Raw genomic sequence first — 14,672 nt, forward strand, 5'->3', positions numbered from 1 at the left:
AAAAGGAAAACAAAATGTCTATTAATACCGCTAATTTACCTGATGACTACTTTCTTGATACAGATGATGAAATGCTGGCATATTTAGAAAGTCAAGCGAAACAAAGTATTGAAGAAATACAAAAATCAAATGAACAAAATAGAGAAAAGGCTTATCGGCTATTGAATTATTTAATTGCTGGGATAGGGGGACTAATATTAATCCTACTTAATCATATTCAGAACATACACATCTTGCTTATTTTAGCGAGTATTGCTCTAATGACTGGCTGGGCTATTTCATCAATTATGTTGCTGTTTTATGTTATTCTCAGCAAAAAAAGACCATTGACAACAAATATGCCACAAAATCTCTATAATGAAACTTTTAAATTAAGCAAAGAGAGCAATAAATTAACTATCTTAAGAAAATATCAATTACACAATAGTAATAACTACATTGCTCAATTACTTAAAATAAATAGCGAATATCGTCGTTATACAGACAATGCAATAATCATTGCTTTTAGTACGCCTGTTATTACCCTGCTTATCGTTGCTATTAGCCTAAAATGCTTTTTCGCTTAATTAAAGGCTTATCGGCACTATCGCCAATATATACCGTATCAGGTTTTTTATAAATGGTTTGTTGAGGGCTAGGCTGAGGTTTTGGCTGTGGTTTAGGTTGAGCTGGCTTTTGTTCAGACATAATTTAATCCTTATTTGAGTTGTGAGAGATTAAATTATAATCCTTAGGGTTGTGAGAGACAATAAGGGACTTGAGCCTTACAAGGATAAAGAAAGGCACTTTAATAAATAGATTTGACACCCACCGCCCAAGATATTACGGTATACTAATTTTAAATGACTATAAAATTTATAGGAGAATACAATGATAACTTACCAACAACTATGTGAAAAACATAACGATTTTCAAAAAGAGTTGTTTGAACGACAATTACAGTTGCAACGAGAAATTAAGAGATTTGTTATTACTCTTGAAAACGACTTAGGATTAACAGATAAAACGTGTCAAATTGAATTCAATAGCAGAAAAAGAAATATATTAATATGTAAAAGATCAGACTTGATCTGACAAATCAATAACCCTACCACCTTATTTTCCTTTGCAATCAATAAATTATATGCAAAGTAGATAATTGAGTGGAAATAAAACATACGCATTTCAATGCGTGTTCAATTCATTTCAAAAATAGCTAAAAGCCTTGTTATTACAAGGCTTTCTTGTTTATTCTATTTCATATTATTTGGTGTAATGGACAAAATAGTTACTAATCTGTCCATTATGCATTCAGGAATTCACTAAATAAACCTTCTAACCGATTTATTGCTTTTTCAATATTTAATTCTCTACATACTTTTCAAAAGTAAATAAATACCTTTCATAATATTTAATCCGCTCTAGAAAGTTTTAAAGCCGTTTTAGGAGGCTTATCAATATATCTTTGAATTGTTTTAACAGAACATTGATATTTAATAGAAAGCTCTTTATATGTCTGTTTTCCTTAAGAATAATAAAGCCAAATTTCGGTGAGATTTAATTCGTTTTGAAAGGTAAAAGTTTTGTTACAATAATTACATTTATAGCGTTGAATATGGTTTCTAATACCATATTTTTTTATCTGTTTATTTAAACAGAATGGGCAATTTTTTGTTCATTTTTCAAAAAAGTGAGTTAAATAAGGCTTCAAGCCACTTTTTAGTGGCCATTTTGTCCATTACACCAAAATACTCAAAAAATAACCGCACTTTGAATTAAAAATTCCTGTGCGGTCTCACTTTATTTTAATTGTTGGATAGTCTTACAGCATAACATTTATTGTTTCTGTTTTTGCTCCTCAGCAATCAATCTTGGACCTTTCAACAATCCACCATTCTTACCATAATTAAATAATGAATGGGTTGCTTGTTGAGAAACTTGATAGCCCTTATCTTTTACTGTATTAACAATTTGTGATATTGCGGCTTTCAATAAAGCAGAGAGAACACCATCATTAGCATTTGTCGATGAAGAAACAACTTTTGCTTCTCCCTCCCATAACACTTTGGCTGTACGTAAATCCACTAGCTTGCCTGAAACACTCACTTTTATCTTCGTATCAAAAACTTGATAACTTGAACCATATTCAGAAACATCTAAATACATTACAGCATCGGCATCAAAAATTTGTTGGACTTTTTGAATACTTGCTTGCTGAATATCATTACCATTCATCAAGCCATTTTGTCTAAATACATCATCAACTAAGGTAACAGGAAACACATAATAGCCTAATTCAGCAATAGGTCTGCTTGCTTGTGCTAATACAGAAACTTCTGCATTCGATTCAACTGAATTATTAACTGGCATAACAAGCAAAATAGATTTAGGATTGCTTTGTTTAAATGCGGTATAATCATAGGGCTCTTTTTTCACTGATGAACAAGCTGAAAGCATTAACGAAACAAATGCTATACTGATGACAAATAACTTTTTCATTGCGTATTCCTTATTTTACAATTTCTGCCTGACGTTTCCCTTGCACAAATTGCATAAAAACGCTTGATTCAGGATAAAGTTTACTTTCTTGAGAAAATGCTTGCTGTGCTTCTATTGATTTTCCTTGTTTTAATTGAACAAGTCCAAGGAAACCATAAACCCCAGGCGCTACTTGCTGATTAGCTTTCTCGGCATTACTGATAATTTCCAATAAGGCTTGTTCTTGCTCAGAAAAATTCCCAGTTTCATTATAGTAAGCATAAACAACATCATTATAATTACCCCAATAGTATAATGATTTGGGACCATTTATGCCGCTGCTACATCCCACCAATAGCCCAATACCACATAAAATTATCAATTTTTTCATCATTGCATTTCTCCTTACGGTCTCCATTGTCCCACTTCAATGCCTTTCACCAAATTATTGACCGCTTCACGAATAGCGAGATCTAATACTTTACCATTTAAGGTCGCATCATAGCCTGCTGTACCACCAAACCCTAATACTTCACGATTAGAAAGATTATACTCACCAGCGCCTTGTGCAGAATAAACCACTTCTGAGGTTTTGACATTGACAATATTTAAGGTTACTTTTGCATACGCAATTTGTTGCTTACCACGCCCTAAAATACCAAATAGCTGGTGATCGCCAACGGTTTTACGCCCAAATTCGGTAACATCACCAGTAACAACATAAGTTGCTCCTTTTATTTGTTGTGTTTTGCCCGAAAATTTTGACTCTTGTGTTAATTCACCAAGATTAGAACGATCTAACACATTAAAACGCCCAGTTTGTTGTAAGTGGGAAATTAAAATCGTCTTTGATTGATTGCCTAAACGATCAACCCCATCAGAAAAAATCCCATTTTGGTAACTGGATTTGTTATCAAATTTTCCGACACTAATTAACGACTTAGGACCTTGATAAGTGGTATTTGCTGTCGCTACTTGAGTAGGTTCAATCACTTTTGCACTCTCTGTTGCACAACCCGTCAATGCAAGCGCCAATACCGTTGTTAAAATAGATAATTTTTTCATTATAGTTTCCTTATTAAGTGATAAAACATCTTTGTTGTTAGAGGTAAACAATGGAAACAAATTTACTCTTAAATAAAAAAATTTGCAATGCTTTCAACAAGGAACTTATAGAAGAAAAGTATGTATAGGCTTAACAAACCTATACATCAAAAATGAATTAAAGATTATTCAAATCCAACACATCCGTCATATCAAATAATCCCGTTTGCTTAGTGGCGAGCCATTTTGCTGCTCTTACTGCCCCTTTTGCAAAGGTCATTCGGCTTGAGGCTTTGTGGCTAATTTCAACACGCTCGCCGTCATCGGCAAACCAAACGGTATGTTCGCCCACTACATCAGCGGCACGAATGGTGGCAAAACCAATTTCGTTTTGCTTACGCTCTCCCGTAATGCCTTCACGAGCAAATACGCCGTCAGTTTTTAAATCTCGTCCTAAGGTCTTAGCAATATGCTCGCCCATTGATAATGCAGTGCCTGAAGGGGCATCAACTTTATGGCGATGATGTGCTTCGATAATTTCAATATCACAATAATCACCCATCACTTTGGCGGCTTTTTCTAATAATTTAAAAACAAGATTCACCCCAACGCTATAATTGGAGGCAAAAACGATAGGTATTGTTTTCGCGGCTTGTTGAATCCCTTGCTTGCCTGCCTCATCAAAGCCAGTTGTGCCAATTACCATTGCTTTTTTATGGCTAACACAAAAATCAAGGTAAGCTAAAGTTCCCTCTGGGCGAGTAAAATCAATTAATACATCAAACTTATCCGCTTGTTGTGTAAGATCATCGCTAACCTTGACACCTAAATGCCCGATACCTGCTAATTCACCTGCGTCAGCTCCCACTAATGAAGAACCTTGACGTTCAAAGGCTGCCCCTAACACCACATCTTCCGCTTGATTAACCGCTTGAATTAATTGGCGTCCCATACGTCCGCCTGCTCCGACTACCGCAATTTTTAATGTCATTTTTTACTTCCTTCATTCAATTTAATATGTACGCTAATTTCTTCACGATCGTGATAAAGTTGTTTTGCCTGTATCTCATAATTAAGTTGATGATTGTCCAACTGTTGTTCAATATATTGTAAGCATTGTTGGACTTCGGCATAACGTTTTTTCATTGGCAATTTTAGGTTAAAAATCGTTTCTCGACACCAACCATTGATTAGCCATTTACTGATTAGCTGTACAATTCGTTTCGGTTGCTCCACCATATCACAGACTAACCAATCCGCTTTTTTCCGTTTCGGTAACTGAAATTTAAAGCCATCTTCTGGGCAATGTTCAATACGTCCTGTGTCGTGTAAACTGCTCGCCATTTTACCGTGATCCACCGCATAAACAAAGAGTCCTCGTTTTACTAGCTGATATGTCCAACCTCCTGGACAAGCTCCTAAATCCACCCCAATCATCGTTTCATTCATTCGTTGCTTTTCTTGTTGACGAGGAATAAAGGTCAAAATCGCTTCTTCTAATTTTAAGGTGGAACGGCTTGGTGCTTGAGCCGGAAATTTTAAGCGTGGAATCCCCATAAAATAAGGGGAATGATTATAATTATAAGAATACCCCACATAACAACAATGGGATTGTAAGAAAAAAATATGTAAACTGATACCGCACTTAGCCTGATGTCCTGCTAACCAGCCTTGTTGCTTACAGGCTTGACGTAATGGTACGGTAAATTTACTGCAAAAGGTTAATAAAGATTTTGCCTGATTGGTATCAGCGGTTTCCACCCATAATTCTGTGGATTGGGTTAAAGGTATTTGCTCTGCAACTTGTTGATAAGTTTGAATAATAGGGCTAATCCGATCCTCAAGAGGGAGATCAGTCAGTAAATCAGATACCACCAACATCTGACGTGCAAAAATCAACTGCTGAAAAGCTAATTGTCGAGCGAGACGATCCGCCTCCCCTGCTTGATAACATTGATACAACACATAACCGCTATTTTCTTCCACTCGAGCAAAGCCAAAAACCCCTAATTCATTGGCTTTATCACTAATTTCTGCCGCCATTTCTTTTTCAAAACCAGCTCGGCAATAAAACATTAATTTATTCACGACAATTCCATTATTTTTGTTTCAATAAACTGTTGCGAATACTAACATAAATCAGCACTGCCCAGCCAATTAAAAAGGCAATACCGCCCATTGGCACAATCATCACCAAGCCTCGCCATTGCTCATGAACTTGTCCCAAAGCCATAGCATATAATCCGCCACTAAAGCCTATTATACCCAAACACCAAAAAATCCCGATAAAATTGACCGCCCTTTTGCGACAAGCTGGGGCAGAAGATTGCGTGGCAGAAGAATAAAAGCCTAAAGCAAGCAACGCCAAACTATGAAATACTTGATAACGCCAAGCCTTTTCAAACCACATTAATTGACTAGCAGACCAAGTGGCTTCAAGGCGATGAGCCACTAATGCCCCCAATGCCACAGCAATAAAGCCACTGATACTGGCAAAAACTAAAAAACGATTTCCCATTTTTTCCTCTTATCTCTTAATTGCGCATCGCTTGAGTAATCCAACGGCGAAAAGCAATAATCTTAGGATCATTCATATTATTTAAATGATTTACCAAATAAAACGCCTTAGGATCGCGAATTTCACTGTTTAATGCAACTCTTAATTTGCCTTGCTCGATTTCTTGTTTAGCTAAGATTTCATTGGCTAGCACCACACCTTGCCCATGAATTGCCGCTTGAAGAGCCATAAAAGTATGACTAAAAACAGGCCCATGCTGAATATTAATGTCCTCAATATGCAACGCTGTCGCCATATTTTGCCAATTATCACGGGTATGAATATGTAATAAAGTATGTTGCTTTAAATCTTCAGCACAATAAATCGGTTTTTTCACCAATAATTGCGGAGACGCCAAAATTTGTAATCGATTTTCCTCTACCCCAGTAAGGCACTCCATATGCACATTATTCCAATTTCCTCGACCATAATAGACCGCAACATCAATATCTTGGCTTAATAGCCCTTCATCTTGATCCACGCCTGTTAATCGAATTTCTATTTCAGGGTATTGTTGATTAAAATCACTTAATCTTGGTACAAGCCAATGAATGCCAAAGGTTTGCGGCACACTGATCGTTAAATGCTTCGCCTCATTTTGGCTTAATAATTTATCGGTTACCTCTGCTAATTTACGCAAAATATGCTTTATATCAGCATAATAATGCCGACCTAATTCAGTTAATTCCAATGCCCTATTTTTTCGTTTAAAAAGCACAATGCCTAAAAATTGTTCTAACAATTTAATTTGATGGCTCACTGCCGCCTGTGTCACAAAGAGTTCTTCAGCGGCTTTAGTAAAACTCAAATGTCTTGCAGCTGATTCAAAGGCTTTCAGTGAATTCAAGGGAGGCAAACGTTTACTCATAAATTATACCCTAATTATTTTTATCCGATTTTACTCAAAAATCGCATAAACTCCCGTTTCGCATTAGTTTTTCTTATTAATCAAATAAAAAAAAGTCTGTTGTATCTTATTATTATTCTACATAGAATAGTGACCATACTTAATGAGAAGTAATTCCTTACTGGTTAAAGAGTTTCAAATTTAAGTATGATGTTGTGTTTGCATATGTTCAGTTCGCTGAACATCGTAAAAAAGTAATTTTGATTACTTTTTTAAACTTCCTGTATTAATTATTAACCTTAATTTGGTTTTTCATATCATTCGCCACTCAATAAAATGAGTGGCTTTTTTCTTGTGGATTTTAGCATAATAGGTTTATTTTCATAGTATAAAATTAAAGCTCAAGTGCGGTCAGTTTTGGAATTATTTTTTCAATGACTTTTTCTATATCCTCACTATCACTCACAAAATCCCTTTTTCCTTTCATATTTATTTGTTTTCTTAACAGAATGGTGTAAATTAGTTTAGGTTCAAACACAAATTATATTAATCGTATAAATCATAAAGGAAGAAAAAATGACAAAAGACATTGATTGGAAAAATCTTGGTTTTAGCTATATCAAAACAGATTATCGCTATATTGCACGTTGGAAAGATGGGAAATGGTCGGAGGGCGAACTTAGCCAAGATAATGTGCTTCATATGAGTGAAGGAGCGACTGCTCTACATTATGGTCAACAATGCTTTGAGGGGTTAAAAGCCTACCGTTGTAAAGACGGTTCAATTAACTTATTTCGCCCCGATCAAAATGCCGAGCGTATGCAGCGTAGTTGCCAGCGTCTATTAATGCCTGAAGTGCCGACAGAAATGTTTGTTGAGGCGTGTAAACAAGTGGTTAAAGCCAATGAGCAATGGCTTGCCCCTTATGGTACTGGAGCAACCCTTTATTTACGTCCATTATTAATTGGCGTAGGCGATAACATCGGTGTCGGCCCTGCTCCTGAATATATTTTCTGTGTATTCTGTTGTCCTGTGGGCGCTTATTTTAAAGGGGGAATGAAGCCTACCAATTTTATTGTTTCTGACTATGATCGTGCTGCTCCTCATGGCACTGGTGCCGCAAAAGTAGGTGGCAATTATGCAGCCAGTTTATTGCCGGGTAAAGAAGCGAAAAAACGCAATTTTGGCGATTGTATTTATCTTGATCCCGCCACACATACCAAAATAGAAGAAGTAGGTTCAGCCAATTTCTTTGGTATTACCAAAGACAATAAATTTGTGACGCCATTATCGCCGTCTATTTTACCAAGTATTACCAAATATTCTTTGCTTTACCTTGCTCAACATCGCTTAGGTATGGAAGTTGAAGAGGGTGATGTTTACATTAAAGAGCTAGATCAGTTTAAAGAAGCGGGAGCTTGTGGTACAGCGGCAGTCATTACCCCAATTGGCGGTATTCAAAATGGTGATGATTTTCATGTATTCTATTCAGAAACCGAAGTTGGCGATGTCACAAAACGTCTTTATGACGAATTAGTGGGTATCCAATTTGGCGATATTGAGGCGCCTGAGGGTTGGATTGTCAAAGTAGATTAAATATTGACCGCACTTAATCCCCCTATCAAGGGGGATTTTCTTGTGCAAATATAAAGAGGATAAATAGTCTGTGAAATTATTAATCTCTAACCAACATGGTGCCATTGTAATGGCATTAATGCCATTTTTATATGCTATGTTCAATAGCCCTTTTATTTGGCAACAATGTTTCTTATTATTGGCTTGGTGTTGTTTATATTTAATGACCTATCCTTTTTTCAATCTTTTTAAAGGCCGCCAGCTCGCTTTATATACGAAATGGACGCTGATTTATGCCATATTTGGCTTACTTTTTTCTTTACCTGCCCTTTATCATAATTGGAAAGTATTATATTTTTTAATGGCTATGCTACCTTTTAGCTTAGTACATATTTATTATGTCAAACAAAAAAATGAACGGGCTTTACTTAATGATCTCTCTGCCATTATGATCTTTGCCCTAGCTGGTATGGCGGCCTATTATTTTCCACAGCAACAATTTGATCAAGGCATTTGGCTGATTGCTCTTTATCCCTCATTATTTTTTATTGGGACAACCCTATATGTCAAATCTGTTTTAAGAGAACGCAAAAATCCTTATTATGGCTATGCTTCTATTTTATTTCATAGTCTTTGTGTGATTGGGCTGCTGTTATGTCAACAATATGCCATTGCCGTCGCCTTTCTTCCGCCATTATTGCGTGCCGTTTATTTACCCAAGATAAAATTAACCGTCAAACAAGTTGGATTATGGGAAATGGCGATTTCCTTGTTATTTTTTGTGATGTTGGTTTGCGGACGTTAAAATTTTTCTTACTTCCCCTTGCGTTACGCCATTTTTTTTGTATAATGCAGTCCGCAATTTGATATTGCTTGCGGGAATAGCTCAGTTGGTAGAGCACGACCTTGCCAAGGTCGGGGTCGCGAGTTCGAGCCTCGTTTCCCGCTCCATTTATCCTTTCTTTATTCTCTGCGGGAATAGCTCAGTTGGTAGAGCACGACCTTGCCAAGGTCGGGGTCGCGAGTTCGAGCCTCGTTTCCCGCTCCATAATTTCCTGAATATCGTAAAATTAGGTGTTATTTATTCATTTTAGGATGAAAAGTGCGGTATAATTTTCGTTTATTTTTCTATGCAGAGTAATATATGAAATATAACCATTATCAATGTGATCTTGCTGATGAACTGGCTATGCAACAATTTGGACAAAAGTTGATCCAAGCTATCATTAACATTCCCGTTGCTTCAAATGGCATAATTATCTCTCTCGGTGGGGATCTAGGGGCAGGCAAAACCACCTTAAGCCGAGCAATGATTCAAGCCTTAGGTTATCAAGGTAAGGTAAAAAGCCCTACTTATACCTTAGTGGAAGAATATCACATTGGCGAAAAAAGCATTTATCACTTTGATCTTTATCGCCTTGCCGAGCCTGAAGAGTTAGAGTTTATGGGGATTCGTGATTACTTTACACCACAAAGCATTTGTTTGATTGAATGGGCAGAAAAGGGGCAAGGATTTTTACCTGAACAAAGTTTAACCCTTCATATTGATTTTGCTTCGCAAGGGCGGCATATTTCTTTGCAAGCAAATACGCCACTTGGTGAGCAAATTATTTGCCAATTTATTGAAGATCAAGCAAAATAAGGGCTATTTGAAGACGCTGACCTCAAACAAATACAAGAGCAAATAAACAAACTTGTTCAAGCAGATTCAAATAATGGAATGTTAGGATTTTAATCGGTGATGTTGTTTTAGTGATTTTATGATGTTGAACACGAATTTCCCCAAATTAACGTTAAAAAAATATTGTACTTTTTGGTTCTTTTTTATCGCAGTTTGGTTACTGATACCTGATGCTATGGCTGGGACGTTAACCAATATTCAAGTGAAGCATAGCAATCAACAAAGCCAAGTTCAGTTTCAATTTAACAGTAAAACTCAATACCGTTATTTTTATTTAACGGATCCTCATCGTTTAGTGATTGATTTTCCTAATAGTCAAGCCCCTAATAGGCTTTTTCCCTATGCGATCAATAATGGTGCCGTCAAGGCGGTTCGTTTAAATAATCCGCCACGCCCAAATACCCTAAGAGTTGTGATTGATTTAAGCCGTAAGACCGCCGCAACATTCAGTACGCAAGGTAATAATATTGTCGTGAATTTGCCTAATCCGCAAGTTGTTCTGACAAATGCCAATAACCCAAAGAGTACCAATAATGCGACCTCTAAAGCCAGAGTACAACGAGCTCCTGTTTGGACTATTGCGATTGATCCAGGACATGGCGGAAAAGACCCGGGGGCTATTGGGCGTAATCTCAAAATTTATGAAAAAAATGTTACCCTTTCCATTGCGCGAGAATTAAAAGCCTTATTAGATGCCGATCCGAATTTCCGAGGTGTCCTCACCCGTAATGGCGATTATTATATTTCTGTGCCAGAACGTTCTGAAATTGCTCGTAAAAACAAAGCCAATTATTTGGTTTCCATTCACGCCGACTCTTCCGTTTCCCCTAATTTACGAGGTGCTTCCGTTTGGGTGCTGTCCAATCGTCGTGCCAATAGCGAAATGGGGCGTTGGTTGGAGGATCATGAAAAGCAATCTGAATTATTAGGTGGTGCAGGCGATGTATTAAGCAATAATAAAGAGAAATACCTTAACCAAACGGTGTTAGATTTACAATTTGGTCATTCTCAACGCGCAGGCTATGAATTGGGAAGCATTGTATTACGCCACTTTGCCAATATTACCACCTTAAGCAAAGGTACGCCGCAACACGCAAGCCTTGGGGTATTACGTTCGCCCGATATTCCCTCCATTTTAGTGGAAACGGGTTTTTTATCTAACGCCGAAGAAGAAAAAAAATTAAATACTCTCGCTTATCGTAAACGTGTTGCCAGAATTATCTATAATGGTTTAGTGGAATACCGTAAAAAAAATATTCAAGCCGAAATGTTGCCTGAGCCGAAATCTCCGCAAACAGCCAGCAATAACAGCAATGTTATAGCCTCAGGGACGGTACACACCGTTACCAAAGGCGAAACCTTACTCGGCTTAGCCAACCGATACAAAGTAAAAAGTAACGATATTGTCAGTTTAAATAATTTGACAAGCCGTAATCTATTGATTGGGCAAAAACTAAAAATTCCAGCCCAAAATAATGCCACAACACAAGGTTCAACAAGCCAATCTTCATCAAGTGCGGTCAAAAATAACAAAAATATTCCTAAAACACTTGTCATTAAACCTGGACAAACCTTAAGTGCGGTTTCTCGAGAATATGGTATTCCGTTAAAGACTCTGTTAGCACTTAATCCAAACTTGAAAAATGGTCGTGTTCAAGCAGGGCAAACCATTAAATTAAGGGAAAAATAATGCATATTCAAATTTTGCCACCACAACTTGCTAATCAAATTGCGGCGGGGGAAGTGGTAGAACGCCCAGCTTCAGTGGTTAAAGAATTAGTAGAAAATAGCCTTGATGCTGGGGCAAATAAAATTCATATTGATATAGAACAAGGCGGTGCTAGCCTTATTCGGGTAAGGGATAACGGGATAGGTATTGCTAAACAAGAATTAGCTTTGGCACTGACACGCCATGCCACCAGTAAAATCAGTTGTCTAGCTGATCTTGAGGCAATATTAAGTTTAGGTTTTCGTGGCGAAGCCCTAGCCAGTATTAGCTCAGTTTCAAGATTAACCCTCACCTCTCGTACTGCTGAACAAGCAGAGGCTTGGCAAGTTTATGCCCAAGGGCGAGATATGGAAGTCATCATTCAACCTGCCTCGCACCCCGTAGGCTGTACCGTTGAAGTAGCCAATCTGTTTTTTAACACGCCAGCAAGACGCAAATTTTTACGCACCGACAAAACCGAGTTTGCTCATATTGATGAAGTCATACGCAGAATCGCCTTAGTCAAAAATAATGTGGCTTTTACCCTTACCCATAATGGCAAGATAATACGTCAATATAAGTCCGCTCAAACCCAAGCACAGCAATTAAAGCGTGTAGCAAGTATTTGTGGCGAGGAATTTGTGCAACAAGCCTTACATATTGACTGGAAACACGAAGATTTACATTTATCAGGTTGGGTTGCCCTCCCCTCTTTTCAGCGTCCACAAAATGATTTAGCTTATAGTTATGTTAATGGACGAATGGTTAAGGATAAAGTGATTAATCACGCCATACGTCAAGCCTATAATGAACATCTTTCTCAGGATAGCTTTCCTGCTTTCGTATTATTTTTAGATATCAATCCTAATGATGTTGATGTGAATGTACACCCAACCAAACATGAAGTACGTTTTCAACAATCAAGATTAGTCCACGACTTTATTTATCAAGGGATCAGTAATGCCCTCAATACGGAAATTCAACCCACATTAAACGACTACCCTATTCCCACTGCTCAAGCCAAACAGATCGCCGAGCCAACGCAACCTTGGCTAGCTCAGGCTCCCACAAGTGAAAATAACCGAGCCAGTGCGGGCAAAAATATTTTTACTCACCATAATGAACATAAACCGAATGCCGAAAAATCCTTTTCTTATCCAACAAATAAAACACAGGTTAATCAAAAGGAACAACGCCTTTATCAACAATTATTAAGCAATGAGAACAAGCATACCTCTGCCGTTATTGGGCAATCCTCTCATTCATTAAATAATGAAGAACAGCCCCTTATCACAGAGCAAAAAACCACAACATTTTCTACAACCCCCTCATCGCCACATTTACACGCATTGGCACTGGTAGAACAACGAGCCTTGTTATTACAACAACACACACAATTTTATTTATTGCCATTAAAACAATTACAACAGCACCATTTTCGCTTAAAACTCCAATACGCACCAACGCCACAAGCCCTCTTGATCCCCCTATCATTAAGATTAGATCAGGATCAGCTCAAGCACTGGCAACAACAAAAAAATTATTTTCATCAGCTTGGTTTTAGCTACCATGAAAATCTTGCTCAACAGCGTATTACCTTCAATAGCGTGCCGACTTGCTTACGCCAACAAAATTTACAACAATATTTAATGGCGATATTAAGCCAAGCCGTAGAAAATTTTTCTCAATTTTTGACCGCACTTTTTAACCAAGTCATCTTTAATCCAATTAGCCATCTTGCTGAAGCGGTAAATTTACTTGATGAAACGGAACGATTAGCAAACAATAAGCAAACAGAACAAGCGCAATTACAAGATTTACTTATTAAAATCAATTTTAATCAATATTTAAATGACAATGAATAAACCAAAGCCTAAAGCCATTTTTCTGATGGGACCAACTGCCTCGGGCAAAACCGATCTTGCTATTCAACTGCGACAACAGCTGCCCGTAGAAATTATTAGCGTTGATTCCGCATTAATTTATCGCGGTATGGATATTGGTACCGCAAAGCCTTCCCCACAAGAATTAGCCCTTGCTCCTCACCGATTAATTGATATAAAAGATCCTGCTGAAAGCTATTCTGTGTCAGAATTTTGCCAAGATGCTCTACAAGAAATGGCACAAATTTGCCAACAAGGAAAAATCCCCCTGCTTGTTGGTGGAACAATGCTTTACTACAAAGGATTGCTTGAAGGTTTATCGCCACTGCCTTCTGCCGATGCACAGGTTCGGCAAGACATTGAGCAACGTGCTGCCCAACAAGGTTGGCAAGCCTTACATCAAGAACTCAGCAAAATTGATCCCCTGTCGGCACAACGAATTAATCCCAATGATTCACAACGGATTAACCGAGCCTTAGAGGTGTTTTATTTAACAGGAAAATCCCTGACAGAATTGACCAGCCAAAAAGGCAATCCGCTCCCCTATGACATCTATCAATTTGCTATCGCACCGCAAGACAGAAACCTTTTACATCAGCGTATTGAGCAACGCTTCCATAATATGCTTGCCCAAGGCTTTCAACAAGAGGTAGAACAGCTTTACCAACGAAAAGATCTTCATCTTAATTTGCCCTCTATCCGCTGTGTTGGCTACCGCCAAATGTGGGAATACTTAAGAGGGGATTATGATTATGATGAAATGGTATTCAAAGGTATTTGTGCTACACGCCAACTGGCGAAACGGCAAATCACTTGGTTAAGAGGTTGGAAATCGCCCTTGGTTTGGCTAGACAGTTTAGCTATAAGCCAAAATCAACAAAAAATCTTATCGCAAATCAAGATATAACTCCATTTGGCGT

General features: G+C 37.6%; 14 protein-coding genes, 2 tRNA genes and 3 pseudogenes. 10 read left to right on the top strand and 9 right to left on the bottom strand.

Annotation, left to right across the window (positions count from 1 at the left end):
• The first annotated feature begins 14 nt into the window (after positions 1-14).
• Entirely contained in the window at positions 15-566 is a 552-nt protein-coding gene (locus tag EV694_RS02775; protein ID WP_132688907.1) for a hypothetical protein, read from the top strand.
• Here EV694_RS02775 and EV694_RS10845 read toward each other — a convergent pair.
• The 9 genes and pseudogenes from EV694_RS10845 to EV694_RS02810 all read right to left on the bottom strand — a co-directional run bounded on the left by EV694_RS10845 (position 541) and on the right by EV694_RS02810 (position 6,926).
• Complete coding sequence (locus EV694_RS10845) at positions 541-687, bottom strand: hypothetical protein (protein ID WP_165865486.1); 147 nt, start codon at positions 685-687, stop codon at positions 541-543. The genes EV694_RS02775 and EV694_RS10845 overlap by 26 nt on opposite strands.
• 817 nt (positions 688-1,504) lie before the next feature.
• A pseudogene (locus EV694_RS11100) lies at positions 1,505-1,636 on the bottom strand (transposase-like zinc-binding domain-containing protein); the annotation flags it as partial.
• 179 nt (positions 1,637-1,815) lie between these two features.
• The gene (locus EV694_RS02780; RefSeq protein WP_132688909.1) at positions 1,816-2,478 is read right to left on the bottom strand and encodes a DUF799 domain-containing protein; all 663 of its coding nucleotides are present in this window, start codon (positions 2,476-2,478) and stop codon (positions 1,816-1,818) included.
• Positions 2,479-2,488: 10 nt separating this feature from the next.
• Positions 2,489-2,848, bottom strand: coding sequence for a DUF4810 domain-containing protein (locus EV694_RS02785; RefSeq protein ID WP_132689224.1), 360 nt, complete (start codon positions 2,846-2,848; stop codon positions 2,489-2,491).
• Positions 2,849-2,862: 14 nt separating this feature from the next.
• Positions 2,863-3,522: a CsgG/HfaB family protein gene (locus tag EV694_RS02790; RefSeq protein ID WP_132688912.1), complete on the bottom strand. Its 660-nt coding sequence runs from the start codon at positions 3,520-3,522 to the stop codon at positions 2,863-2,865.
• A gap of 157 nt (positions 3,523-3,679) precedes the next feature.
• Positions 3,680-4,492 (bottom strand): 4-hydroxy-tetrahydrodipicolinate reductase, encoded by an 813-nt coding sequence (gene dapB, locus EV694_RS02795; RefSeq protein ID WP_132688915.1) that lies wholly within the window; start codon positions 4,490-4,492, stop codon positions 3,680-3,682.
• Entirely contained in the window at positions 4,489-5,589 is a 1,101-nt protein-coding gene (gene rlmM, locus EV694_RS02800; protein WP_132688918.1) for a 23S rRNA (cytidine(2498)-2'-O)-methyltransferase RlmM, read from the bottom strand. The genes dapB and rlmM overlap by 4 nt, the downstream gene beginning before the upstream one ends.
• A gap of 10 nt (positions 5,590-5,599) precedes the next feature.
• A complete protein-coding gene (locus tag EV694_RS02805) occupies positions 5,600-6,019 on the bottom strand; it encodes a DUF423 domain-containing protein (protein ID WP_132688922.1) in 420 nt (139 codons plus the stop codon).
• 16 nt (positions 6,020-6,035) lie between these two features.
• A complete protein-coding gene (locus tag EV694_RS02810; RefSeq protein WP_132688925.1) occupies positions 6,036-6,926 on the bottom strand; it encodes a transcriptional regulator GcvA in 891 nt (296 codons plus the stop codon).
• A 555-nt stretch (positions 6,927-7,481) separates the two neighbouring features.
• Between EV694_RS02810 and EV694_RS02815 the strand changes: the two genes are divergently transcribed.
• From EV694_RS02815 to miaA, 9 genes and pseudogenes are all read left to right on the top strand, one after another.
• Complete coding sequence (locus EV694_RS02815) at positions 7,482-8,501, top strand: branched-chain amino acid aminotransferase (protein ID WP_132688928.1); 1,020 nt, start codon at positions 7,482-7,484, stop codon at positions 8,499-8,501.
• Positions 8,502-8,571: 70 nt separating this feature from the next.
• A complete protein-coding gene (locus tag EV694_RS02820; protein WP_132688931.1) occupies positions 8,572-9,285 on the top strand; it encodes a YwiC-like family protein in 714 nt (237 codons plus the stop codon).
• Between the two features lie 70 nt (positions 9,286-9,355).
• Positions 9,356-9,431: transfer RNA gene (locus EV694_RS02825), tRNA-Gly, on the top strand.
• Positions 9,432-9,452: 21 nt separating this feature from the next.
• Positions 9,453-9,528 (top strand) — tRNA-Gly (locus EV694_RS02830).
• A gap of 96 nt (positions 9,529-9,624) precedes the next feature.
• The gene (gene tsaE / locus EV694_RS02835; RefSeq protein ID WP_207859775.1) at positions 9,625-10,122 is read left to right on the top strand and encodes a tRNA (adenosine(37)-N6)-threonylcarbamoyltransferase complex ATPase subunit type 1 TsaE; all 498 of its coding nucleotides are present in this window, start codon (positions 9,625-9,627) and stop codon (positions 10,120-10,122) included.
• Positions 10,123-10,336: 214 nt separating this feature from the next.
• Positions 10,337-10,624 (top strand): annotated as a pseudogene (locus EV694_RS11010) (AMIN domain-containing protein); the annotation flags it as partial.
• A gap of 99 nt (positions 10,625-10,723) precedes the next feature.
• A pseudogene (locus tag EV694_RS02840) lies at positions 10,724-11,851 on the top strand (N-acetylmuramoyl-L-alanine amidase); the annotation flags it as partial.
• Positions 11,851-13,734 carry a DNA mismatch repair endonuclease MutL gene (mutL, locus tag EV694_RS02845; protein WP_132688937.1) on the top strand — a complete coding sequence of 628 codons (1,884 nt, stop codon included), beginning with the start codon at positions 11,851-11,853 and terminating at the stop codon, positions 13,732-13,734. The pseudogene EV694_RS02840 and the gene mutL, both read left to right, overlap by 1 nt.
• Positions 13,721-14,659, top strand: a complete 939-nt coding sequence (gene miaA / locus EV694_RS02850) for a tRNA (adenosine(37)-N6)-dimethylallyltransferase MiaA (RefSeq protein ID WP_132688940.1) — start codon at positions 13,721-13,723, stop codon at positions 14,657-14,659. The genes mutL and miaA overlap by 14 nt, the downstream gene beginning before the upstream one ends.
• Positions 14,660-14,672 lie beyond the last annotated feature (13 nt).

Source organism: Volucribacter psittacicida (assembly GCF_004339025.1).
GTDB lineage: Bacteria > Pseudomonadota > Gammaproteobacteria > Enterobacterales > Pasteurellaceae > Volucribacter > Volucribacter psittacicida.

What these genes read in the sequence shown, in the direction of transcription:
- EV694_RS02775 (WP_132688907.1), top strand. Translation starts at nt 15, where the DNA reads ATGTCTATTAATACCGCTAATTTACCTGATGACTACTTTCTTGATACA.
- EV694_RS10845 (WP_165865486.1), bottom strand. Translation starts at nt 687, where the DNA reads ATGTCTGAACAAAAGCCAGCTCAACCTAAACCACAGCCAAAACCTCAG.
- EV694_RS02780 (WP_132688909.1), bottom strand. Translation starts at nt 2,478, where the DNA reads ATGAAAAAGTTATTTGTCATCAGTATAGCATTTGTTTCGTTAATGCTT.
- EV694_RS02785 (WP_132689224.1), bottom strand. Translation starts at nt 2,848, where the DNA reads ATGAAAAAATTGATAATTTTATGTGGTATTGGGCTATTGGTGGGATGT.
- EV694_RS02790 (WP_132688912.1), bottom strand. Translation starts at nt 3,522, where the DNA reads ATGAAAAAATTATCTATTTTAACAACGGTATTGGCGCTTGCATTGACG.
- dapB (WP_132688915.1), bottom strand. Translation starts at nt 4,492, where the DNA reads ATGACATTAAAAATTGCGGTAGTCGGAGCAGGCGGACGTATGGGACGC.
- EV694_RS02805 (WP_132688922.1), bottom strand. Translation starts at nt 6,019, where the DNA reads ATGGGAAATCGTTTTTTAGTTTTTGCCAGTATCAGTGGCTTTATTGCT.
- EV694_RS02810 (WP_132688925.1), bottom strand. Translation starts at nt 6,926, where the DNA reads ATGAGTAAACGTTTGCCTCCCTTGAATTCACTGAAAGCCTTTGAATCA.
- EV694_RS02815 (WP_132688928.1), top strand. Translation starts at nt 7,482, where the DNA reads ATGACAAAAGACATTGATTGGAAAAATCTTGGTTTTAGCTATATCAAA.
- tsaE (WP_207859775.1), top strand. Translation starts at nt 9,625, where the DNA reads ATGAAATATAACCATTATCAATGTGATCTTGCTGATGAACTGGCTATG.
- mutL (WP_132688937.1), top strand. Translation starts at nt 11,851, where the DNA reads ATGCATATTCAAATTTTGCCACCACAACTTGCTAATCAAATTGCGGCG.
- miaA (WP_132688940.1), top strand. Translation starts at nt 13,721, where the DNA reads ATGACAATGAATAAACCAAAGCCTAAAGCCATTTTTCTGATGGGACCA.